The sequence below is a fragment of the Luteimonas endophytica genome (assembly GCF_029887875.1).
GTDB lineage: Bacteria > Pseudomonadota > Gammaproteobacteria > Xanthomonadales > Xanthomonadaceae > Luteimonas > Luteimonas endophytica.
Genome location: NZ_JARXRM010000045.1, coordinates 196,439 through 216,600, shown reverse-complemented (window position 1 = coordinate 216,600; position 20,162 = coordinate 196,439). Strand labels below are relative to the sequence as shown.

At 67.9% G+C, this 20,162-nt stretch carries 12 protein-coding genes; 5 read left to right on the top strand and 7 right to left on the bottom strand.

Annotation, left to right across the window (positions count from 1 at the left end; translation table 11 throughout):
* Nucleotides 1–99: 99 nt before the first annotated feature.
* The 3 genes from QFW77_RS16885 to QFW77_RS16875 are packed head-to-tail and all read right to left on the bottom strand — an operon-like array spanning nt 100 to nt 6,675.
* Nucleotides 100–522, bottom strand: coding sequence for a DUF4279 domain-containing protein (locus QFW77_RS16885; protein ID WP_280575977.1), 423 nt, complete (start codon nt 520–522; stop codon nt 100–102).
* Complete coding sequence (locus tag QFW77_RS16880; RefSeq protein WP_280575976.1) at nt 512–1,393, bottom strand: RHS repeat domain-containing protein; 882 nt, start codon at nt 1,391–1,393, stop codon at nt 512–514. Before QFW77_RS16880 ends, QFW77_RS16885 begins: the two co-directional genes overlap by 11 nt.
* Complete coding sequence (locus QFW77_RS16875; protein ID WP_280575975.1) at nt 1,390–6,675, bottom strand: RHS repeat protein; 5,286 nt, start codon at nt 6,673–6,675, stop codon at nt 1,390–1,392. The genes QFW77_RS16880 and QFW77_RS16875 overlap by 4 nt, the downstream gene beginning before the upstream one ends.
* A 358-nt stretch (nt 6,676–7,033) precedes the next feature.
* Here QFW77_RS16875 and QFW77_RS16870 point away from each other — a divergent pair, with 358 nt between their 5' ends.
* Entirely contained in the window at nt 7,034–7,333 is a 300-nt protein-coding gene (locus tag QFW77_RS16870) for a GntR family transcriptional regulator (RefSeq protein ID WP_280576133.1), read from the top strand.
* A 656-nt stretch (nt 7,334–7,989) separates the two neighbouring features.
* Here the strand turns inward: QFW77_RS16870 and QFW77_RS16865 are convergent.
* The 3 genes from QFW77_RS16865 to QFW77_RS16855 all read right to left on the bottom strand — a co-directional run bounded on the left by QFW77_RS16865 (nt 7,990) and on the right by QFW77_RS16855 (nt 13,208).
* Complete coding sequence (locus tag QFW77_RS16865; RefSeq protein WP_280575974.1) at nt 7,990–9,162, bottom strand: hypothetical protein; 1,173 nt, start codon at nt 9,160–9,162, stop codon at nt 7,990–7,992.
* A gap of 490 nt (nt 9,163–9,652) precedes the next feature.
* A complete protein-coding gene (aceE, locus tag QFW77_RS16860; protein WP_280575973.1) occupies nt 9,653–12,343 on the bottom strand; it encodes a pyruvate dehydrogenase (acetyl-transferring), homodimeric type in 2,691 nt (896 codons plus the stop codon).
* Nucleotides 12,344–12,569: 226 nt separating this feature from the next.
* On the bottom strand, nt 12,570–13,208 hold the full coding sequence (locus tag QFW77_RS16855) for a NirD/YgiW/YdeI family stress tolerance protein (protein WP_280575972.1): 639 nt from the start codon (nt 13,206–13,208) through the stop codon (nt 12,570–12,572).
* Between the two features lie 400 nt (nt 13,209–13,608).
* On the opposite strand from QFW77_RS16855, the gene QFW77_RS16850 reads away from it, so the two are divergent.
* The 3 genes from QFW77_RS16850 to QFW77_RS16840 all read left to right on the top strand — a co-directional run bounded on the left by QFW77_RS16850 (nt 13,609) and on the right by QFW77_RS16840 (nt 16,365).
* Nucleotides 13,609–15,414 carry a sensor histidine kinase gene (locus QFW77_RS16850; protein ID WP_280575971.1) on the top strand — a complete coding sequence of 602 codons (1,806 nt, stop codon included), beginning with the start codon at nt 13,609–13,611 and terminating at the stop codon, nt 15,412–15,414.
* A complete protein-coding gene (locus QFW77_RS16845; protein WP_280575970.1) occupies nt 15,411–15,851 on the top strand; it encodes a response regulator in 441 nt (146 codons plus the stop codon). Before QFW77_RS16850 ends, QFW77_RS16845 begins: the two co-directional genes overlap by 4 nt.
* A gap of 169 nt (nt 15,852–16,020) precedes the next feature.
* On the top strand, nt 16,021–16,365 hold the full coding sequence (locus QFW77_RS16840; protein ID WP_280575969.1) for a response regulator: 345 nt from the start codon (nt 16,021–16,023) through the stop codon (nt 16,363–16,365).
* Between the two features lie 135 nt (nt 16,366–16,500).
* On the opposite strand, the gene QFW77_RS16835 is transcribed toward QFW77_RS16840, so the two are convergent.
* Nucleotides 16,501–18,810: an NADP-dependent malic enzyme gene (locus QFW77_RS16835; protein WP_280575968.1), complete on the bottom strand. Its 2,310-nt coding sequence runs from the start codon at nt 18,808–18,810 to the stop codon at nt 16,501–16,503.
* Between the two features lie 215 nt (nt 18,811–19,025).
* On the opposite strand from QFW77_RS16835, the gene dgcN reads away from it, so the two are divergent.
* Nucleotides 19,026–20,162 carry an N-acetyltransferase DgcN gene (gene dgcN / locus QFW77_RS16830; RefSeq protein ID WP_280575967.1) on the top strand — a complete coding sequence of 379 codons (1,137 nt, stop codon included), beginning with the start codon at nt 19,026–19,028 and terminating at the stop codon, nt 20,160–20,162.

Below are 20,162 nucleotides of genomic sequence, written 5' to 3'. Positions count from 1 at the left end.
TGCTTGGCGGGTCACGATTCGGGGTCTCCGGAATGGACTGCCGGAGATGTCAAACGACTACTGCCTCCCCGGCAGAGCCGGGGACTCTTATAGGTTGGTCTAGCGTGAGGTAACCACCACGTCAAAACCCAGCTTAGACAATCTCGCGAGAAAGCCAGACGGCATCTCCATGCTGAATCCGCTCTCGCTATCCCCTGACTCAAGTGGTACAAAGATATCCAACTCCGCCTTTTCAATGCCAGCTTGACCAAGAAGGCTATCGCACTTAACAAGGTCCATAAGTTCGAACAAAGAAGACGATGCTTGATCGACATTGACTTTTACTCTGTACTCCCAGAAGCCAATCTTTTGGACTACCTCAGATCCGGAAGAGGTTACTCGCACATCACCGCGATTGCGAGATCGAGTAGGGGTTAATCCGAGCAGCGCCGAGACGGATTCCAGCGAGATCGAATTGCCGTACAGGTAGATCGCAATAGAGCAAAAATTGTCGCTCGTAAGATGCGGCTCGCTACTCATCATTAAGATTCCCAACTGGCTCACCATTCTGATCAACAACCTCGCCCGTTTCCGGGTTCACGCCAAAATCATGGTCGCCTCTTGCCCCAGGAGTATGTTCTTTCACTCCCCTATGGAATCTGTCTTTCCCTTCTTTCGCGCCTACCCCGTTTCTCCTTCCCCACTCTGCTGCACCAGAATCACCAGGCCAGAATCCCGGCGGAAACAAACCAGACATCATCGTGCCACAAAGTGGTCCGCCTGGCATTTCACACGGAGAAGCGCCCATCGGCGATGGCCAAAACAGTGATGCAGGGCCCACAAGACGACTGCCGAGACGGCCCGCAACACCTATCCATGGAGTTGGTGTTGAAACTGGTCCTGGCGCTGGACGAACACCAATTACGACGACTGAAGCTAAGTTAGTTGGCTCAGGCTTCTCCTCTTGTGGCGTCGGTTCAGGTGAAGGCGGCTCTTCCTTGTCCCTTGCGAGTCGTCCATTCGGATCAGTGAACCTGTAGGGATTGTTGTTCGCATATCTGTAGCGGTGGAACTGGGAGACCAGGCTACCGTAGGCCTTTACCGGATCAACACTGAGAAACACCCCCAGCATCGGATCGTAGTAGCGTTGCTGCATATACACCAGCCCGGTGGCAGCGTCTTGCACGTGCCCGGTATACCCCGGTCCGTCCTGCGCCGCCGGCGTCAGCTGCACGCCGTAGGGCTCGTACTCGCGGCGTTCGATCACGTTGCGGTTGGCATCGGTGACTGCTACCACACTGCCGAGCGCGTCGGTATGAATGTACTTGATGGCCGTCTGCGCGAGTGCCTGGGGCCCGATGCAGAGCAAGGCCAGAAAGGCCCAACGCCGCATCATCGACATCCTGGGGCTCATGCGCCTTCTCCTTGGACATCCTGTTCGCCAAGCGGAACTCCCGGCCCTCCGGGGTCGCCCACCTCGATGAGTCCTTGAGGATAAGGGGGTGTTGACCATGAAGAGCATCCGGCCGAGTTGCACGCTCGCACCACGTGGCTATTCGCGCAGTAGGTCGCGGTGTTATAGGCTCCCCTCACATTGGTAAGCGGGCCGCTGTACTGCACGACGCCGTTGTAGGCCCGCAACTCGTACGTCTGGGCTGTTGCCGTGGCCGTCCAGGCAACCTCGCACTGGATCTTGGTCATGGACCCCACATACGTTTGGACCTTGATCGACTTGGTGATCGCCGGAGCCGCCGGCGGACGTGTCACCGCCACCGCCTTCACGCTCGACCAACTCCCGCAGCCGGCCGCGTTGCAGCCCTGCACCCGATAGCTCCAGCTGCCCGTCGCCCTGCCCGAGACCGCCTTGCTGGCCGCGGCCGCCTCGTGGATCCTGCTCCAGCTCCCGCTTCCCAGCCGCTCCTCCAGCTGGTACTTGGTGACCGGAGACACCGAGGTCCAGCTGATCGTATAGTTGCCGCTGGTGCTGGTGCCCTGCGGCACGATCAGCGTCGGGGCCGAGGTCGGCGGGCGGGTCACTGCTGTGGTCTTGACTGGGGAGTAGGCGCCACAGCCGGCCTCGTTGCAGGCGCGTACCTGGTAGCCCCAGGTTCCGGTGGTCCTTCCCGTGACCGAGATGGACCGGCTGGCCGCTTCATGGATGGCGCTCCAGCTTCCGCTGTTCAGGCGCTCCTGCAACTCGTAGCGGGTGCTCGTCTCGACACTGGTCCAGCTGATCGCGTAGCTGCCGGTGAGGTTCGTGGCCGGCACCGTCAATGTCGGGGCGCTGGCCGGCTTCATGATCGACTGCACCGTTCCCTGCGGCGAGTAAGAACCGCAGCCGGCATCGTTGCAAGCGGCCACTTGGTAGCTCCAGTTACCGGCGACCTTGCCCGAGAACGCTTTGCTGGTGCCCGTTACTTCGGGCAGGGCGACCCAGCCGCCGCCGCCCTGGCGCTCCTGCAACTTGTAGCGGTCGGCTGCGGCGATAGCGTTCCAACTGATCGTGTAACTGCCATTGAGTCCCTTCGGTGGCACCATCAGTGTCGGCGCACTGATCGGTGCCAGCTGCACGGTCACCGTGGCGACCTCGCTCCAGCTGCCACAGGCGCTCGCATGGCAGGCGCGGATGCGGTAGCCGTAGCTGCCCGCCGGCTTGCTGGAGACCGCCTTGCTGGTGCCGGCAGCATTGTGGATATTGCTCCAGCTTCCGCCGCTGGCCTGCTCTTCCAGCTGGTACTTGGTCGCCAGGGCCGACGGGGTCCAGCCCACGGTATAGCTGCCCGTGCTGCTGTACCCGGGGACGGTGAGCGTGGGTGTCGCCAGCGGGATGGGATCATCAAGCTGCGCCACCAGGCTGCCACCCAGGTACACGTACTCGGTGGTCTTGCCGGTGCGTTCGTCGCGCTGGTGCCGCAGTACGCCGTCCTGCCCGTAGACCGAATAGATGCTGGCGCCGTTGCGGGTCGCCTGCACCCGCCGCCCGTGGCCATCGTAGCGGTAGCTTTCCACCCCGGGGACGTCGCGCAGCCGGTTGCCCTGGTCGAACTGGTAGGTCTGTCCGTTCCTGCTGGCAAGGTTGCCCCTGGCGTCGTAGCCCAGCGTTGCCACCGTCGCTCCGCCCGAGGTGTTGGTCACCAGGTTCAGTCGATGATTGGCGTCGTAGACATAGGTGTGGTCGCGTGCCTTGGTGCCAGCGCTCAGGCGAACGGCTTTCAAGTTGTCGAGCACGTCATAGGCATAGCTGGCGGTGCCGAACATCGGCGAGACGGTCTCGGTCAGCCGGTCCAGCCCGTCGTACTCCATCGTGCGATCGCCGCGGTTGCCCGGCAGCCCGTCGCTGATCGCCGCGACGTTGCCGTGGAGGTCGTAATCCATGCTGTCGTCGTGGAACGCCGTGCTGCCGTAGGCGTCCCGGCTGCGCTCCGGCAGGCCCCTGGCGTTCTGGCCCAGCGTGTGGGTGATGCCGTTGCCGTAGGCGAACTGCTTGATCGCCCCATTGGGAAAGTAGCTCACGCCCGTAGCGTAGCTGCCGGCCTGGGTCGGCTGACCGAGCGCATTGGGGGCGTAGTTCACCGTCAACCCGCCGGGCAGCGTATGGGTGCTCAGGTGGCCGTTGGCGTTGTAGCCGTAGCCGATGCCCCACTGGTGCGAGCCCACTGCCACCGCCTCGCCGACCGGCAGGCGCCGTTTGTTGTAACTGTAGGCGGTGGTGACCGATGCCCCGGTTCCATTGCTCACCGAGACCTGGTCGAGCTTGCCGTCGCGGGTGTAACCGTAGGTGGTGTCGCCCAGGCTGTCGGGGAACGTCAGCGACTGGATGCGGTTGCGGCCGTCGTAGGTCCGCCAGACCTTGGCCGATGCCGGCACGCTGCCGTAGCTGCAGTTCGCCGTCGAGGTCAGATCGAGACCGCTGGCGGTCCACAGCAGGTTGCCGGCGCCGTCGTGGTCCTGCACGGTCACGCCCGCCTCCGGCTCGATGATCTTGCACAGGGTCTGGTAGTCGGGCCTGTAGACGTAGCGCCGGGTCAGGGAGACGCTGCCGTTCGCGTTGCGGCGGGTGATGTAGGTCGGCTTGCCGAAATCGTCTCGCCCGAAGTAGGTATAGGCCCCTTCTGGCTGGATGATCCGTTCGATGAAGTCGGTGGTGGGCTGATCCCACGCCAGATAGCGATAGTGGGTTTGCTCGTTCTTCGGCGAAGTTACCCTCGTCTGGAAGCCGCTCAGGTACTCTGTGATCGTAGTGAGCGCGCCAAACTCACTGTCCTGGGTGATCGAGATAGGCCGGCCCAGGGCGTCGTACTCGGTCCAGGTACCGGTGGTCGGAGTGCCGCTGGCGCTCGGATAGGAAGCGAAGGTGGTGCGCCCCGCGTGGTCGAAGGACTGCCTGCTAAACCGTTGCGTGCCGCTGAAATTGGCGGTGTCGTACTCATGCACCAGCACCGGCCGCCACAGCGCATCCAGGTAGGTCACCTTGCGGCCGTTGCCGGTGGCGGCCACGTGCTGCCAATGGCCGGCCGGGATGCTGTAGGCGCCGCTACCTGCCTTGGTGAAGGTGAAGGTGGTCGGGTTCCAGCTCACCGAGTCGCTGGCCGGGTACTTGATCCTGCTGAGCCGGCCCATGAGGTCGTACTCGTAGTCGGTAACGAACCCGACCTCATCAGTGACCTGGGTGATCCAACCGTGGTCGTTGACCACCGCCGACTGCGTGGCTCCGGCCGTCGCCTCGGGCGTCGCTGGATAGCGGATCGCCTGTGGAATGCCCCGCTTCCAACTCGAGAGCGTGGTGGTGTTGTCGTTGCCGTCCTTTACGGTGGCCACGGTACCGTCGGCACTGTAGGTCAGGGTCTGCACGGTCTTGCCGAACTGCTTGAAGCCCGTGGGGAGCGCATAGGTGCTGTGGTAGCTCGTTTCCGAGGCCACCACGCCATTGACCGTGAGCCGCGCCTGCTGCCCGAGTACCCATTTGGCCAGGTTGTCGTGGTAAGCGATGACTTCGCTCTTGCTAGGGGAATTGGCTACGGTGCTCGACTTGCTCACGTTTACCGGACGGCCGAACACGTCGAAAGAGTTGACGTGCCAAGTGAAGTCCGTGCCCTGGCGGCTGATTATTCGCGTGCGTAGTGGGCGGATGCGATTGGTCGCAGGCCCGCTGCCGCCGTACATGAAGCCATAGAGGTCGGGGAAGGGCTGGCTCCCGGCTTCAGCCTCCGAGACGTACACAAACTGCTGGGATTCGAGCACCGAGCCCGTGTCAGTGACAATCTGCGAGCCAAGGAGGCGCCCCTCGTTGAGGTCGTAGCGGACACCGTAGTGTTCACGGCTTTCGCTGCCGTCCGGCTGAGTGACAGTGACAGTCTTGCTCAGCGCCGTGGATCCATAAGGATAGTTCTGCCCATCATCGGTGTACGTCCATTGCAAGGCAGGAGAAATGCCCGTCCCAGACACCGTCTTTGAAGTTAGATGGAAGCCATCGTAATGGCGCGGGACCGCCATGTAGTAGGTCGCGGGCTGCCCGTCGCTTTGCGGCGTGTCCACGACACAAGTACTCTGGGCGATTCCGCTGCGATAGCGCCGCCCGTGCGCGAACTGGAACGTCCCGACGGCACCGGATGGGTGCATGATAGCTAAACCGAACTGGCCTGCGTCTACTGGCGGCGAAGCGCAGGTGGGGCCCATGGGGACATCCCAGGTGCCATAGTTGATCTCCAGTGATCCCTGGTAAGCGAAGCCCCACTGGGACTGATCCGGCAGGGTGACGCCGCTCAGCCGGTCACCCGAGTAATGGTAGGACCACTGGCGGCCATGGGCGGCGGCGGTGGATAACTGGCCATGGCTGTAGGTCAGGTCTATTCGACGGCCATCGCTTGCCTCGATCCGGGTGGGGTGGCCATCGCCGTTATAAGAATAGGTCACCCAGTTGCCGAAACGGTCTTCCACGCGACTGGCCAGCAGAAACACCTGGACGCGGGTGCGCCGGCTCGCCGTGCCGCTTCGACCCATGGAGCCAGCCAAGCGCGTGGTACCCACGTCGAAGGTGTATTCGACGCCTTCACGCGTCCGCATTACGAAGCCTTCTCCTGGGTAGCCGGAAGCCATCGGCGTGCAACCGAAGGAATCCAACTCGCGCGTAGTCCACAAGTGCGTTTTACCATCCGGCGGATAGTGAGCGGCATCGGGGTAGGCCAGGATCTCATTCGTGCCCCGCCCTGGGATATGCACCGAGTTTCCGGACCAGATATCCGCGATACGAAAAGGCGAGTTGGTCCGTGGGCCGAAGTTGCTGGAACAGCGCGGCCGTTCGCCCGAGGTACCGATGTTCCACCCATAGGCTCCGTCGAAGGTGCCGCTAATGTGGGGTACGTCAATGTCCCAATCGCCAGCACCGCCGTAGGGCCGAGGATTGCTCGCATACATGTGCTTGGGCCGTACGCTGAAGCTTCGCCGCAGCTCGACTCGCAAGCTATTGTTGCCAGGAAGGTCGATGTCGGTCTGGCCGAACGACGTCTGCTGATCGAACATGTTGATCTGCTCGCCGAACAGGCTCGAGTCCAATGCGCCGACTTGTTCCGCGGCTCGAATGCGCTTGTCATACTCCTGGTATGGCAATAAGGATTGTTCCTGCGCCAGCCCCCGCGCAGGAATCATGGCCAAGCCGCACAGCGCGACGATCGCCAAGATGGCGAGCGGTCTGATCATCGAGTCCCCCTGACTGTTGTTGTGCCTACGCCCTTGGCTGCGATGTGACGGACGTCGCGGATCGTTGCGATCCAACGGCCAGCAACAGGCATCCACGGTTCAAGCTTATCGAAAGGCGCGTCGTTCCGCCGTAGGAAAATTCCTACGGTCGACGTCAACCTCGGCCCTTCGATGGCATCCGCGGCGACGCCACACAGGTTGCCGCGTCGGACCGCAGGATTCCCTGTACTATCCATCCCAGGAAGGCCGCCAAGCAGACATGGAGTCCGCCATGGACGCGACCCACTCCAAGAGTGCATTCGTGCACGGACAGCTCAGGCGTGAGCTGTAGTCCGGCCGCTACCGGCCCGGGCAGCGCATCGATCCGGCCAGGCTCGCCACGCAGTACCGCACCAGCGCCACGCCGGTCAGGGCCGCGCTGTATCGGCTGGTCGGCGAAGGCCTGCTCGAAGACCGCGCGCGAAGGGCTGCACGTCCCGCTGCCCACCGAGATCGTGCTGCGCGACCTCTACGACTGGATGCTGCGGCTGCTGCTGATGGCGTGCGACATCGGCAGCTCGCAGATCGCCCGGCAGGACGCGAACTCGGGCCCTGCTCCTCCTGGTCAGGCAGGCGGCCTACGAAAGCGGAATCGAGGCGCGCTGAAGCCCGAAAGTGACAACACCGGCTTTCGCCGGTGCTGCGGCCCCAAGGATGGGGCGAATCGAATCGCGGATCCGAGGGGTATCTGCGGCATTGAACGCTCCTGTCAGCCTGGATGTCGGCAGTTCAGCCTTTGCTTCACCGGCTTGTCCGGAATTTGCCGGATAACCGGCGGGCACGCCGGAACATGGACTCGGCCGATAGCAGGTCGCGACTGCGGTCGCTCCGACAAGGTGGGAAAGGCAGGGGGATCGACAGCGGCTACCGCGCCAACGGAGTGCGAATCGCGCCAGAATCACGCCAAATCGCGGGAATCGCGCCAGAACTCGGTATGCCGGGGGCGTCTGCAACGCTAGGGCGACATCGGCTTTCCGCGACGCGACATCCAGTGCCGTGTGATGGCCGTCGTGCCGGTCAAGCCCGCCGGCCGGGCGGAGTTGGGTGATTCGGGCTTTGCCGTTCGCTTCGCCTGGCTGCCGGGGCGCCGCTTGGCCGGCGGCTCGCCGGAATCCGTCCGCCGCACGCCGAGCGCGTATCACCTTGAGCACGGTGCCGAAGGTCTGGGATAGCCATCGGCCGACAGGGCCAGGCGCGCAGGACCCACGGCCTCATCCAGGTCGAGCTGTTCGGCCGGCACGTGGGCGAGGCATCCAGTCGCGACTGCCGTCGCTGCTACGGGAACGGCCGCGCTGGAGGGTTCGCCGCCGGCCGGCCGGTCGCGCGCCTGGGAACCTGGCTTGCCGCGCGGGGGCTGCTGCCGTCTGCCGGCGTTCCATAGAGGTACGCGGCCGCGGCTTCGCTCATCCGCTTCGGGTCGTGGCCGACGCCCGGCACCACGGTCAGCGCCCAGTTGAACTCGGTCTCCATGCTGGCGGCCAGCTTGGCGGCCCGGGCGTAGAAGTGCCTGCCGCGAGCCAGCCGGTGCAGGCCCTGGCGGTCGGTCTCGGGGCTGCGGACCAGGTCGCCGCGGGTTTCGCCGGCGTCGTCGGCGCCGCCCAGGAACACCACCAGCCGCCGGGCGAAGGCCGCGGCGAGCTGGCGGGGTTCGATCGGCGCGTCGGCCAGGCCGTAGGGGAAGCGCGCCTCGGCATCGGGCACGGTGTACCAGCCGGCGTTGGACGCCAGGATCCGCTCGGCGCGGGTGTCGCCAGCGGCGAACAGCGCGAACCGGTGCAGGAACTGGCCGCCGGCGGAATGCCCGAACAGGTCGTAGCGCGGCGTCTTCAGCCCGGTCGCGCGCAAGGTCTGGTCGAAGATGCGGTCCATGTCGTCGAACAGCCACTGCTGCCGGTCGGTCGCGATCCGGTAATCGATCATCGCCCGCGCCTCCTGGTCGATGACCACGTCTCCGATCATGCCTGCGAGGTTGTAGTTCCAGAAGCGCGGGTAGCGGCTTTCCGGGTAGTGCGGCGAGAGCACCAGCACGCCGAAGCGCTCGGCCGCGTCGATCCAGTGGTCGCGGTAGTCCCAGGCGTTGCGCCCCGCCCCCGGCAGCACGATCAGCACCGGCGAACGTTCGCCCAGGCCGCGCGGGCGGTAGTAGTACACGTCCACTTCGCGCGTGCCCCTGGGGCCGGCGTGGATGGTGAACGTACCCGGCCCGGCGTGCAGCGCGGCGGGCGATGCCCCCGGCCGCAGCGGGCGTTCGACCAGCGTCATGCCGCAGACCGGGCAGGTGCCCGGGCCGTGGTGGGGATGCGCATCGCGCACGTCGGCCACGTGCGGGCACGGCGGGCAGACGTACACGGGCGTGCGGCTGCCCGGCAGCAGGGGCAGCGGCGTCGCGGCCGCCACCGAGAGCGGAAGTGCCAGGGAGGCCAGCAGGAGGGCTTTGCCCAGGATCATGCGTATCGCTCCGGTGGAATGGGTGCGGCCGTCCGCTCCGCCGGTTCGCTTTCGGCGAAGCGGGCCCGCCACTCCGATGGGCGCAGGCCGGTCCGCCGCCGGAACGCGCGGAAGAACGCGTCGGTATCGGCATAGCCGCAGCCGGCCGCGATCCTGCAACGGTGGAACGACCGCTCGCAGGGCGGGGCGACTGGCAGGCACCAGAGAATACCGGTCGGGACGACGACTAAAAGGACATGTCCCCGGCAGATCGCGCCATGGGAAGAACGGGCCGGGCCCGCGCCGGCCACCCGTGTCGGGCGGCATGGCCCGCTGGCGCCGGCGACGCGCCCGGTGGGCCAGCCGCTGGAAACGACGACACCGGCTTTCGCCGGTGTCGTGGTCCCAAGCCTCGAGCGAACCGCAGCGCGCGGCCGATGGGTGAGTGGCGAATGGTCCGGACCGCACGGCCCGTCGCGGCAACGGAGCACGGACCGCCCGGAACCCGGCCTCAGGCGTTCACCGGGTCGGGCTTCTCCACGTCGATCTTGTACAGCTTGATCGCCCGCGAGACGTCCTTGGGGGTCATCTTGCCGTCCTTGGCCAGCGCGTCGATGGCGGCGTGGGCGATGTAGTAGCGGTCCACCTCGAAGTGGCGGCGCAGGTTGGCGCGGGTGTCGCTGCGGCCGAAGCCGTCGGTGCCCAGCACGGTGTAGTCCATCGGCACGAAGGCGCGGACCTGGTCGGCGAACGCGTACACGTAGTCGGTCGCGGCGATGGCCGGGCCCTGGCGGCCCTCCAGCAGGCCGGCGATGTAGGGCTTGCGCTTGTGCTTGGCTTCGGGGTTGAGGCGGTTGTGGCGGCTGGCGGCCAGGCCGTCGCGGCGCAGCTCCGTGAAGCTGGGGCAGGACCAGATGTCCGCCGTCACCCCGAAGTCCTTGTCCAGCAGCTCGGCCGCGGCGATCGCCTCGCGCAGGATGGTGCCGCTACCCAGCAGCTGCACGCGCATCTCGCCCTTCTTCGGCTTGCCGGCCTCCTTGAGCAGGTACATGCCCTTGATGATCCCCTCCGCGGCGCCCTCGGGCATGTCCGGGTGGGTGTAGTTCTCGTTCATCAGGGTGATGTAGTAGTACTCGTCGATCTGCTCTTCCAGCATGCGCTGCATGCCGTGCTGCAGGATCACCGTGACCTCGAAGCCGAAGGTGGGGTCGTAGGCGCGGCAGTTGGGGATGGCGCCGGCCAGCAGGTGGCTGTGGCCGTCCTCGTGCTGCAGGCCCTCGCCGTTGAGGGTGGTGCGGCCGGCGGTGGCGCCCAGCAGGAACCCGCGCGCGCGCATGTCGGCCGCCTGCCAGGCGGCGTCGCCGATGCGCTGGAAGCCGAACATCGAGTAGTAGATGTAGAACGGCAGCATCTGCAGGTCGTTGGTGCTGTAGCTGGTGGCGGCGGCCATCCAGCTGGCGAAGGCGCCGGCCTCGGTGATGCCCTCCTCCAGCACCTGCCCGGCGGCGTCCTCGCGGTAGTACATCAGCTGGTCGCGGTCGACCGGCTTGTACTTCTGGCCCTGCGGGGCGTAGATGCCGAGCTGGCGGAACATGCCCTCCATGCCGAACGTGCGCGCCTCGTCGGCCACGATCGGCACCACCCGCGGCGCCACCTGCTTGTCGCGCAGCACGATGCCCAGCGCCTGCACGAACGCCATGGTGGTGCTGATGGTGCGCTCGCCGCTGCTCTTGAGCAGGCGGTCGAAGGCTTCGAGCTTAGGGGCCTTGAGCGATTCGCTGGCCTTGCGGCGGCGCTGCGGCAGGTAGCCGCCGAGCTTGCTGCGGCGTTCCTTGAGGTAGTTCACCTCGTCGGAGTCATCGCCCGGGTGGTAGAACGGCACCTGGCCGTCCTTCAGCTGGTCGTCGGAGACCGGGATCTTGAAGCGGTCCCGGAACGCGCGCACCGCCTCGTCGTCCAGCTTCTTGGTCTGGTGGGTGGGGTTGAGCGCCTCGCCGGCGCTGCCCATGCCGTAGCCCTTGACCGTCTTGGCCAGGATCACCGTGGGCTGGCCCTTGGTGTTCATGGCGCGGTCGTAGGCGGCGAACACCTTGTGCGGGTCGTGGCCGCCGCGGTTCAGGCGCCAGATGTCCTCGTCGGACAGGTTGGCCACCAGGTTGGCGGTCTCGGGATACTTGCCGAAGAAATTCTCACGGGTGTAGGCGCCGCCGAAGGCCTTGCAGTTCTGGTACTCGCCGTCGACGGTCTCCATCATCAGCTTGCGCAGCATGCCGTCCTTGTCCTTGGCCAGCAGCGGGTCCCAGTAGCTGCCCCAGACCAGCTTGATCACGTTCCAGCCGGCGCCGCGGAAGCCGCCCTCCAGCTCCTGGATGATCTTGCCGTTGCCGCGCACCGGGCCGTCCAGGCGCTGCAGGTTGCAGTTGATCACGAACACCAGGTTGTCCAGGCCCTCGCGGCCGGCAACGCTGATCGCGCCCAGGCTCTCCGGCTCGTCGGTCTCGCCGTCGCCCAGGAAGCACCACACCTTGCGGTCGGTCTTGGGGATCAGGCCGCGCGCTTCGAGGTACTTCCAGTTGCGCGCCTGGTAGATCGCGGCGATCGGGCCCAGGCCCATGCTCACCGTCGGCGTCTGCCAGTAGTCGGGCATCAGCCAGGGGTGCGGGTAGCTGCTGATGCCGCGGCCGTCCACCTCCATGCGGAAGTGGTCGAGCTGGGATTCGTTGAAGCGGCCCTCCAGGAACGAGCGCGCGTAGATGCCGGGGGAGCTGTGGCCCTGCACGTACAGCAGGTCGCCGGGGTGATCCTTGCCCGGGGCGCGCCAGAAGTGGTTGAAGCCCACGTCGTACAGGGTGGCGGAGCTGGCGAAGCTGGCGATGTGGCCGCCCAGGTCGCCGGGCTTGCGGTTGGCGCGCACCACCATCGCCATCGCGTTCCAGCGAATGATCGAGCGGATCCGCCATTCCAGCTGCGCGTCGCCGGGCATGCGCGGCTCGAGGTGGGTCGGGATGGTGTTGACGTACTCGGTGGTCGGCGCGAACGGCATGTGCGCGCCGCTGCGGCGGGTCAGCTCCACCATGTTCTGCAGCAGCTGGTGGGCGCGCTCCGGGCCGTCGGCGTCGAGGACGGCCTTCAGCGATTCGACCCACTCGCGGGTCTCGGTGGGATCGGGGTCGTTCTGGAGGACGTCGTTGAGCCAGTTCATGTGGGGGAAGCGCTCCGCCGCGGCCCGCCGGCCGCCGATTGGTCTGGGGTAATGAGTGCTTCGATTCTATCAGGCGGGGCGCGGCCAGGGCCCGCGCGCGGGGGTGTCCCGGGACAGGGTGGGCGGCCCCGGGCTGGGCGCGCACCTGGGGCGGATGCGGCCGACCCGGCGGCGCGTGCCACCGGGTCGGCAGGTTCGTGCAGTGCCCTGGGGCGCCGTGCGGCGGTTAGTCGGAAAGCACCACCACGGATTCGGCGGACAGCTGGGTCTGGTCGGAGAAGAAGTCCACTTCCATGTCGCCGGCCACGCTCACCCGGTCGCCCACGTCGACCTGCTGGAGACCGGTGTCGTCGATCGGGTCGTAGGCCATGTCGTCGACCTCGACGCGGATGTCGTTGGCGCCGGTGTCGATCACGAAGTGGCTGTTGGCCGGGTCGACCGCACTGACCACGCCCTGCAGGTAGGTCTGCGCATCGACCACCGGAAGCACGGTGGTGACGAACCTGTCCTCCTCGTCGGTGGCGCTGGAGAAGAAGTAGGTCCCGGCGTTCTCGACGTAGACGCTGCTGGCCTCGATCTTGGTGGTCTCGAACATGTCGTCGTCGACCAGGCCGGTGACGCGGACCTTGTCGCCGGTCTTGAGCAGGTAGGCGTCCGCGTCGAAGTCGCCGTCGTCCATCTCCACCGTCACCACCGCCGGGCCGTAGTCCAGCACGAACGCATCGGCCGTCACCGAGGTGATGGTGCCATCGAGACTGATCCAGGTGTCGTCCGCCTGCCGGTAGGGACTGGCCTGCTCTGCGAAGGCCGGCGACGCCGCGAACGCCGAGCCGGCAAGAATGAGCGCTGTCATCAGCTTGTTCATCGTTGCCTCCTTTGATTCGTTGCGGAAGGAATGCGGCGGTACGCCGCGTGACGCGTTGGCAATGATCGCAATGGAGCCGTGATCGCGAAGTCGTATCGCGGGGCTTGGCGCAACCTCGTTGCGCGGGAGTCAGGTCGCGGGCCGGCCTCCGCGGTCCGGCCGTCGCAGCGAGGGCCGTTGCTTCCGCGGATGCCCTGCGCCGGGTGCGGCCCGCGGTATTCTTCGCGCGGCCTTAACGCGAGGGCCCGATCATGCGCAGCGCGACCGGCACTGCCGGCGCGGCGGGCCGGGCTCGGGTAATGGTTTACCCGGTCGTGCGGTCCGGCAACGATCACCGCAGGGGGACAGCGGGGCCGGCAGGGCGCCAACGCCCTGAACGAACAGGCAGCCCGGTCCAGCGATGCATCCAGAACTTTCCGCAAACCCGCTCGCGCACTGGCGGCTCGCCGTGCTCGGCCTGGCCGTGGTGGCGATCGTGGTGGCGCCGTTCCTGCTGCTGCGCGCTGCCGCCGAGGACAGCCGCGCGGCCTGGGAACGGGTGATGCACGCGCGCGAGGTGGAGGCCACCGTGCACGCGCTGTCCTCGGGGGTGCGCAACCTGGAAGCCACCGCGCTGGCGATGGCCGCCGGCATCGACGACCCGGTGGTGCACGAACGCATCGCCCTGGCCCGTGCCAACATCCCGGCCAGCCTGCAGCGGCTGCAGCGCCTGACCCGAGACAATCCGCAGCAGCAGCTGCGCGCCGGCGCACTGCAGTCGACCATCGCCCTGCGCACCGAGCGGCTGGAGCAGATCCTCGCCGCCGGCGCCGGCTCGGTGCACGAGGACATGGCGATCGCGGTGGCGCGCTACCCGATCCACGACGCCATCGAGGAGCTGATCGCCGAGGAGCAGGCGTTGGCGGACGCGCGCCAGGCCCGCGCCGAGCGCCTCAGCGCGCGCGCCGGCCAGGCGGCCTGGGCGGCGATGGCCGCGCAGCTGGTGTTGCTGGGCGCACTGCTGTTCCTGGCCGGCCGCCAGATCGCCAGCCGGCTGAGCGCCGAGCGCGATGCGCGCAGCGCCAGCGGCCGCGCCGCCGCTGTGCTGGACACGGTGCGCGAGCCGATCGTGCTGGTGGGCAACCGGCTGGAAGTGGTGATGCACAACGCCGCCTTCGCAGAGCTGTACGGCGTCGAGGAGGACATGCGCGGGCAGCCGCTGGCCGAGCTCGGCGGCGGCGCCTGGCGCCACGAGGAAACCCTGCGCCGGTTGCGCGACGTGCTGTCCCGCAACCGCGAACTGTGGGACCACGAGCAGGTGCAGAAGACCGCGGACGGCATCGAGCGCACCATGCTGATCAACGCCCGCCGCATGCCGCTGCCCGACAGCGAGGGCATGGTGGCGCTGGTCACCGCCAGCGACGTGAGCGCGCAGAAGGCCAGCGAGCGCCAGATCCGCGAGCTCAACCGCCAGCTGCAGGGCAAGGTGGAACAGATCTCCGACGTCAACCGCGAGCTGGAGGCGTTCAGCTATTCGGTCTCGCACGACCTGCGTGCGCCGCTGCGGCACATCGCCGGTTTCGGCGACAAGCTGGCGCGGCACCTGGGCGATTCGATCGACGACAAGGGCAGCCACTACCTGGGCGTGATCGTGGACTCGGCCAAGCGCATGTCCTCGCTGATCGACGACCTGCTGGTGTACTCGCGCCTGGGCCGCAGCGCGCTGCGCCTGCAGCTGGTGGACATGCAGTCGCTGGTGGCCGAGACCCGCTCGATGCTCGACGCCAACAACGCCGCCGACACGCCGCAGCACCGCATCGTCTGGAAGGTCGGCGACCTGCCGGTGGTGGTGGGCGACGAGAACATGCTGCGCCAGGTATGGCTGAACCTGCTCGGCAACGCGGTCAAGTACAGCCGCCACAGCGAGCCGGCGCAGATCGAGGTGAGCTGTTCGCCCAGCGACGACGGCGGCCAGCACTTCCGGATCGCCGACAACGGCGCCGGCTTCGACATGAAGTACGCGGGCAAGCTGTTCGGTGTGTTCCAGCGCCTGCACGCGGCCAGCGAGTTCCAGGGTACCGGCATCGGCCTGGCCAGCGTGCGCCGGGTGATCGGCCGCCACGGCGGCCGGGTCTGGGCCGAGGCCGAGCCCGGCAACGGTGCTACCTTCCATTTCATCCTGCCTGCCGCGGGCGACCTGCCCGCCACCACCGAGAAAGCCACATGACCGAGCTGCGCACCATCCTGCTGGCCGAGGACAGCCCGCACGACGCCGAGATGGCGATCGACGCCCTGCGCGAGGCGCACCTGGCCAACCCCATCGTCCACGTCGAGGACGGCGTGGAGGCGCTCGACTACCTGCTGCGCCGCGGCAAGTACACCGACCGCGAGGAAGGCATGCCGGCGGTGCTGCTGCTGGACATCAAGATGCCGCGCATGGACGGCCTGGAAGTGCTGAACGAGCTGCGCCGCGACGGCGGCTTCAAGAAGCTGCCGGTGGTGATCCTGTCCTCCTCGCGCGAGGAGAGCGACCTGGCTCGCAGCTGGGACCTGGGCGTGAACGCCTACGTGGTCAAGCCGGTGGACGTGGACCAGTTCTTCGAGGCGGTGCGCACCCTGGGCAAGTTCTGGGCCGTGCTGAACGAGCCGCCGACGGGAGTCTGACCGCTTGGCCGCCAACAGGGAGGAAGGTCGCCGTGCCGGCGCCAACGGACGCCCGGAGACCGAGCGCGCGCCCGCCGCGGCGGGTAGCGTCTTGGGCGCGGGCGCGAACGAGGCTCGCCGGGCCGGCACGAGCGGCGGCCCGGAGCCGGCCGCTGGCTCCGCCTGGCGCGTGCTGCTGGTCGACGATTCGAGGGACGACGCGGAGCTGGCCGAGCTGGCGCTGCGCGACGGCGGCCTGGCGGTGGAGTGCCGCCGCGTCTACACCGAGCGGGCGCTGCGCGAGGCGCTGGCGGAATTCGCGCCGGACGTGGTGCTGTCCGACGTCAACATCCCCGGTTTCGACGGCACCGAGGCCCAGGCGGTGGTGCGCGAACTGCGGCCGTCGCTGCCGTTCGTGTTCCTGACCGGCTCGCTGTACGTCCCCGACCCGGCCCCGCCGGGCGCCGACGCGCTGTTGCTCAAGGACGACCTGCGGCGCCTGCCGGACCTGCTGCGAGAACTGCTGGCGCGGTAGAGGGGATTCCGCTACCGCGGCGGTCGCTCCCTTGGGAGCTGGCCATGGCCGCGAAGGCCGCGGCAGGCTCCGGCCGGGCGGGCGGTGATTCCCGGCGTGGCCGGCCGCGCCGGCTTTCGCGTGCATGGCACGCTCCTACGGGGCGCGCTGGGCCTTGCGGATCTGGGCCTCGACCGCGGCGATGGCGGTCATGTTGACCACCCGCCGCGGGGTGGCGGTGGAGGTCATGATGTGGGCCGGGCGGCTGATGCCCATCAGGATCGGGCCCAGCGCCACGCCGTCGGTCATCACCCGCACCATGTTGTAGGTGATGTTGGCCGCGTCCAGGTTCGGCAGCACGAACAGGTTGGGGCGTCCGGCGAGCGTGGTGTTGGGGAAGATGCGCCGGCGCAGGATCTCGTCCCAGGCGGTGTCGGCCATCATCTCGCCGTCCACTTCCAGGTCCGGCTTGCGCTGGGCGAGGATCTCGCGCACCCGGCGCATCTTGGCGGCGCTGGGGTTGTCGTGGCTGCCGAAGTTGGAATGCGACAGCAGCGCCACCTTGGGTTCGATGCCGAACAGCTTCAGCCGGTAGCTGGCCTGCAGGGTGCTCTCGGCGATCTGCTCGGCGCAGGGGTCCAGCTGCACGTGGGTGTCGAGGAAGAACCACAGCCCGCGGTCGTTGACCACGCCGGTCATCGCCGAGGTGCTCTGCACGCCCGGATCGAGCGCGAACACGCTGCGGATGTAGCCGAGCTTCTTGTGGAAGCGCCCGACCAGCCCGCAGATCATCGCGTCGGCCTCGCCGCGTTCCACCATCAGCGCGGCGATCAGCGAGGGCCGCGAACGCAGCAGGTTCTTGGCCGAGTCGGGAGTCACGCCGCGGCGCTCGGTGATGGCGTGGTACTGCTGCCAGTATTCGTTGAAGCGCGGGTCGTCGTTGATGTTGGTGAGCTCGAAGTCGCGCCCCGCCTGCAGCCGCAGGCCCATCCGCTCGATGCGCGTCTCGATCACGTCGGGGCGGCCGATCAGGATCGGGTGGGCCAGCTTCTCGTCGACCACGGTCTGCACCGCGCGCAGCACCTGCTCCTCCTCGCCCTCGGCATAGACCACGCGCTGGCGGTCGCTGCGGGCGCGGTCGTACACCGGCTTCATCACCAGCCCGGTGCGGTAGAGGAACTGGCCGAGCTTCTCGCGGTAGACGTCCAGGTCCGCGATCGGCCGCAGGGCGATGCCCGAGGCCATCGCCGCCTCCGCCACCGCCGGCGCCAGCATGGTCAGCAGGCGCTGGTCGAACGGCCGCGGGATGATGTAGTCCGGGCCGAAGCTCGGCAGGTCGCCGCCGTAGGCGCTGCCCAGGTCGGTCGCCTCCACCTTCGCCAGTTCGGCGATGGCGTGCACGCAGGCCAGCTTCATCGCCTCGTTGATGCCGGTGGCGCCGACGTCGAGCGCGCCGCGGAAGATGTAGGGGAAGCACAGCGCGTTGTTGACCTGGTTCGGGTAGTCGCTGCGGCCGGTGGCGATGATGCAGTCCGGGCGCACCTTCTTGGCCGCCTCGGGCAGGATCTCCGGGTACGGGTTGGCCAGCGCCAGGATGATCGGCCGCTCGGCCATGGTGGCGACCATCTCCGGCTCGAGCACGCCGCCCGCCGACAGGCCGAGGAAGACGTCGGCGCCGGCGACGATGTCGGCCAGGGTGCGCTTGTCGGTGTCGCGCGCGTAGCGCTGCTTGTCGGGGTCCAGATTGGGGCGGCCGGTGTAGAGCACGCCGTCGCGGTCCACGGCGAGGATGTTCTCCGGCTTCAGCCCCAGCGCCACCAGCATGTCCAGGCAGGCGATGCCGGCGGCGCCGGCGCCGGAGGTGGCCAGTTTCACCTGGTCGATCCGCTTGCCGGCGATCTCCAGGGCGTTGATCACCGCGGCGCCGACGATGATCGCGGTGCCGTGCTGGTCGTCGTGGAACACCGGGATGCTGAGCCGCTCGCGCAGCTTGCGCTCGACGATGAAGCACTCGGGGGCCTTGATGTCCTCGAGGTTGATGCCGCCGAAAGTGGGCTCGAGGCTGGCGATGATGTCGACCAGCCTGTCCGGGTCGCGCTCGTCCACCTCGATGTCGAACACGTCGATGCCGGCGAACTTCTGGAACAGCACGCCCTTGCCTTCCATCACCGGCTTGCCGGCGAGCGGGCCGATGTCGCCCAGGCCGAGCACCGCGGTGCCGTTGCTGATCACCGCCACCAGGTTCCCGCGCGCGGTCAGCTCGCTGGCGGTGTTGGGGTTGGCGACGATCTCCTCGCAGGCGTGCGCCACGCCGGGCGAATAGGCCAGCGCCAGGTCGCGCTGGGTGAGCATGGGCTTGGTGGCGTTGACCCGGATCTTGCCGTGCGGAGCGAGCCGGTGGTACTCGAGCGCGGCGTTGCGGAAATCCTCCGCGGATTCGGTGCTGCTGGGCTTGTTTTCGGACATCGGCTCGCCACCGGTTGCGGGGGCCACGATTCTAGCGGCTTTCGCCGGCGCCCCGGCCCGGGGCGCCGCGCCGCCGCATAACCTGCGGTTATGCGCGACGGGCGCCTTTTCAATGGTGCGCGCGCGGCGCAGTGCCTATCGTGACCGGAGGGAGCGCCGGCGCTGGCGGCGCTCGTCCCCGCCGCCTCCACGCCGCTGCCAGGAATGCCGACCCGATGTCCCGACCCGACGAAGCCCGCGCCCATTTCGACCCCGCGGCGGGCTGGCCGCCGCCGTTCCTGCTGTACCTGGGCAACGCCCACGACGACCTCGCGGCCAAGACCGCGCGCGGCCTGGCGTTCTGGCGGCCGGAGTGGTGCATCGGCCAGTTCCGCGATGCCGACTGCCGCACCACGCTCGGGCTGGCCGATCTCGATTTCGCGCAGGCGCGCGCCGCAGGCGCCAGGACCATGATCGTCGGCGTGGCGAACGCCGGGGGCCGGATGGATCCGCGCACGGTCGCGCACGTGGTGGCGGCGCTGGACGCCGGCATGAACGTGGCCTCGGGCCTGCACGAGCGGCTCGGCGCCCACCCCGGGATCGCCGCGGCGGCGCAGCGCAACGGGCGGGTGCTGTTCGACGCGCGCGAGCCGCCGAGGACGCCCGTCGGCACCGGCGCGCGCCGTGCCGGCCGCCGGCTGCTGACGGTCGGCACCGACTGCTCGGTGGGCAAGATGTACACCGCGCTGGCGCTGGAGCGGGAACTGCGCCGGCGCGGAATGCGCGCGGATTTCCGCGCCACCGGCCAGACCGGGATCTTCATCGCCGGGCGCGGCGTGCCGATCGATGCGGTGGTGGCCGACTTCATCTCCGGCGGTATCGAGTGGGTCTCGCCGGCCCGGACCGACGACGGCTGGGATCTGATCGAGGGCCAGGGGTCGCTGTACCACCCGTCCTATGCCGGGGTCTCGCTCGGCCTGCTGCATGGCGCCCAGCCCGACGCCCTGGTGCTGTGCCACGAACCGGGCCGGGCCCATATGCGCGCGCTGCCGCACTACCCGCTGCCGGACCTGCGCGAATGCCTGGCGGCCAACCTGGCCGCGGCGCGGCTGACCAACCCCGGCGTGCAGGCGGTGGGCGTGGCATTGAACACCGCGCGGCTGTCGCCGGCGGCGGCCGGGCAGGCCTGCCGCGAAGTGGAGGACCTGCTGGGCCTGCCCGTGCAGGATCCGGTGACCATGGGCACGGAGCGCATCGCCGACCGGCTGCTGTCATGCTTCGCCGGCCAGGCGCCCGCCAGCGGGGCCGGGCGCACGGCGCAGCGCGAACCCGCTCCGCGCCCTTCGATCCAGCCTGGAGCCCCGGAACCATGA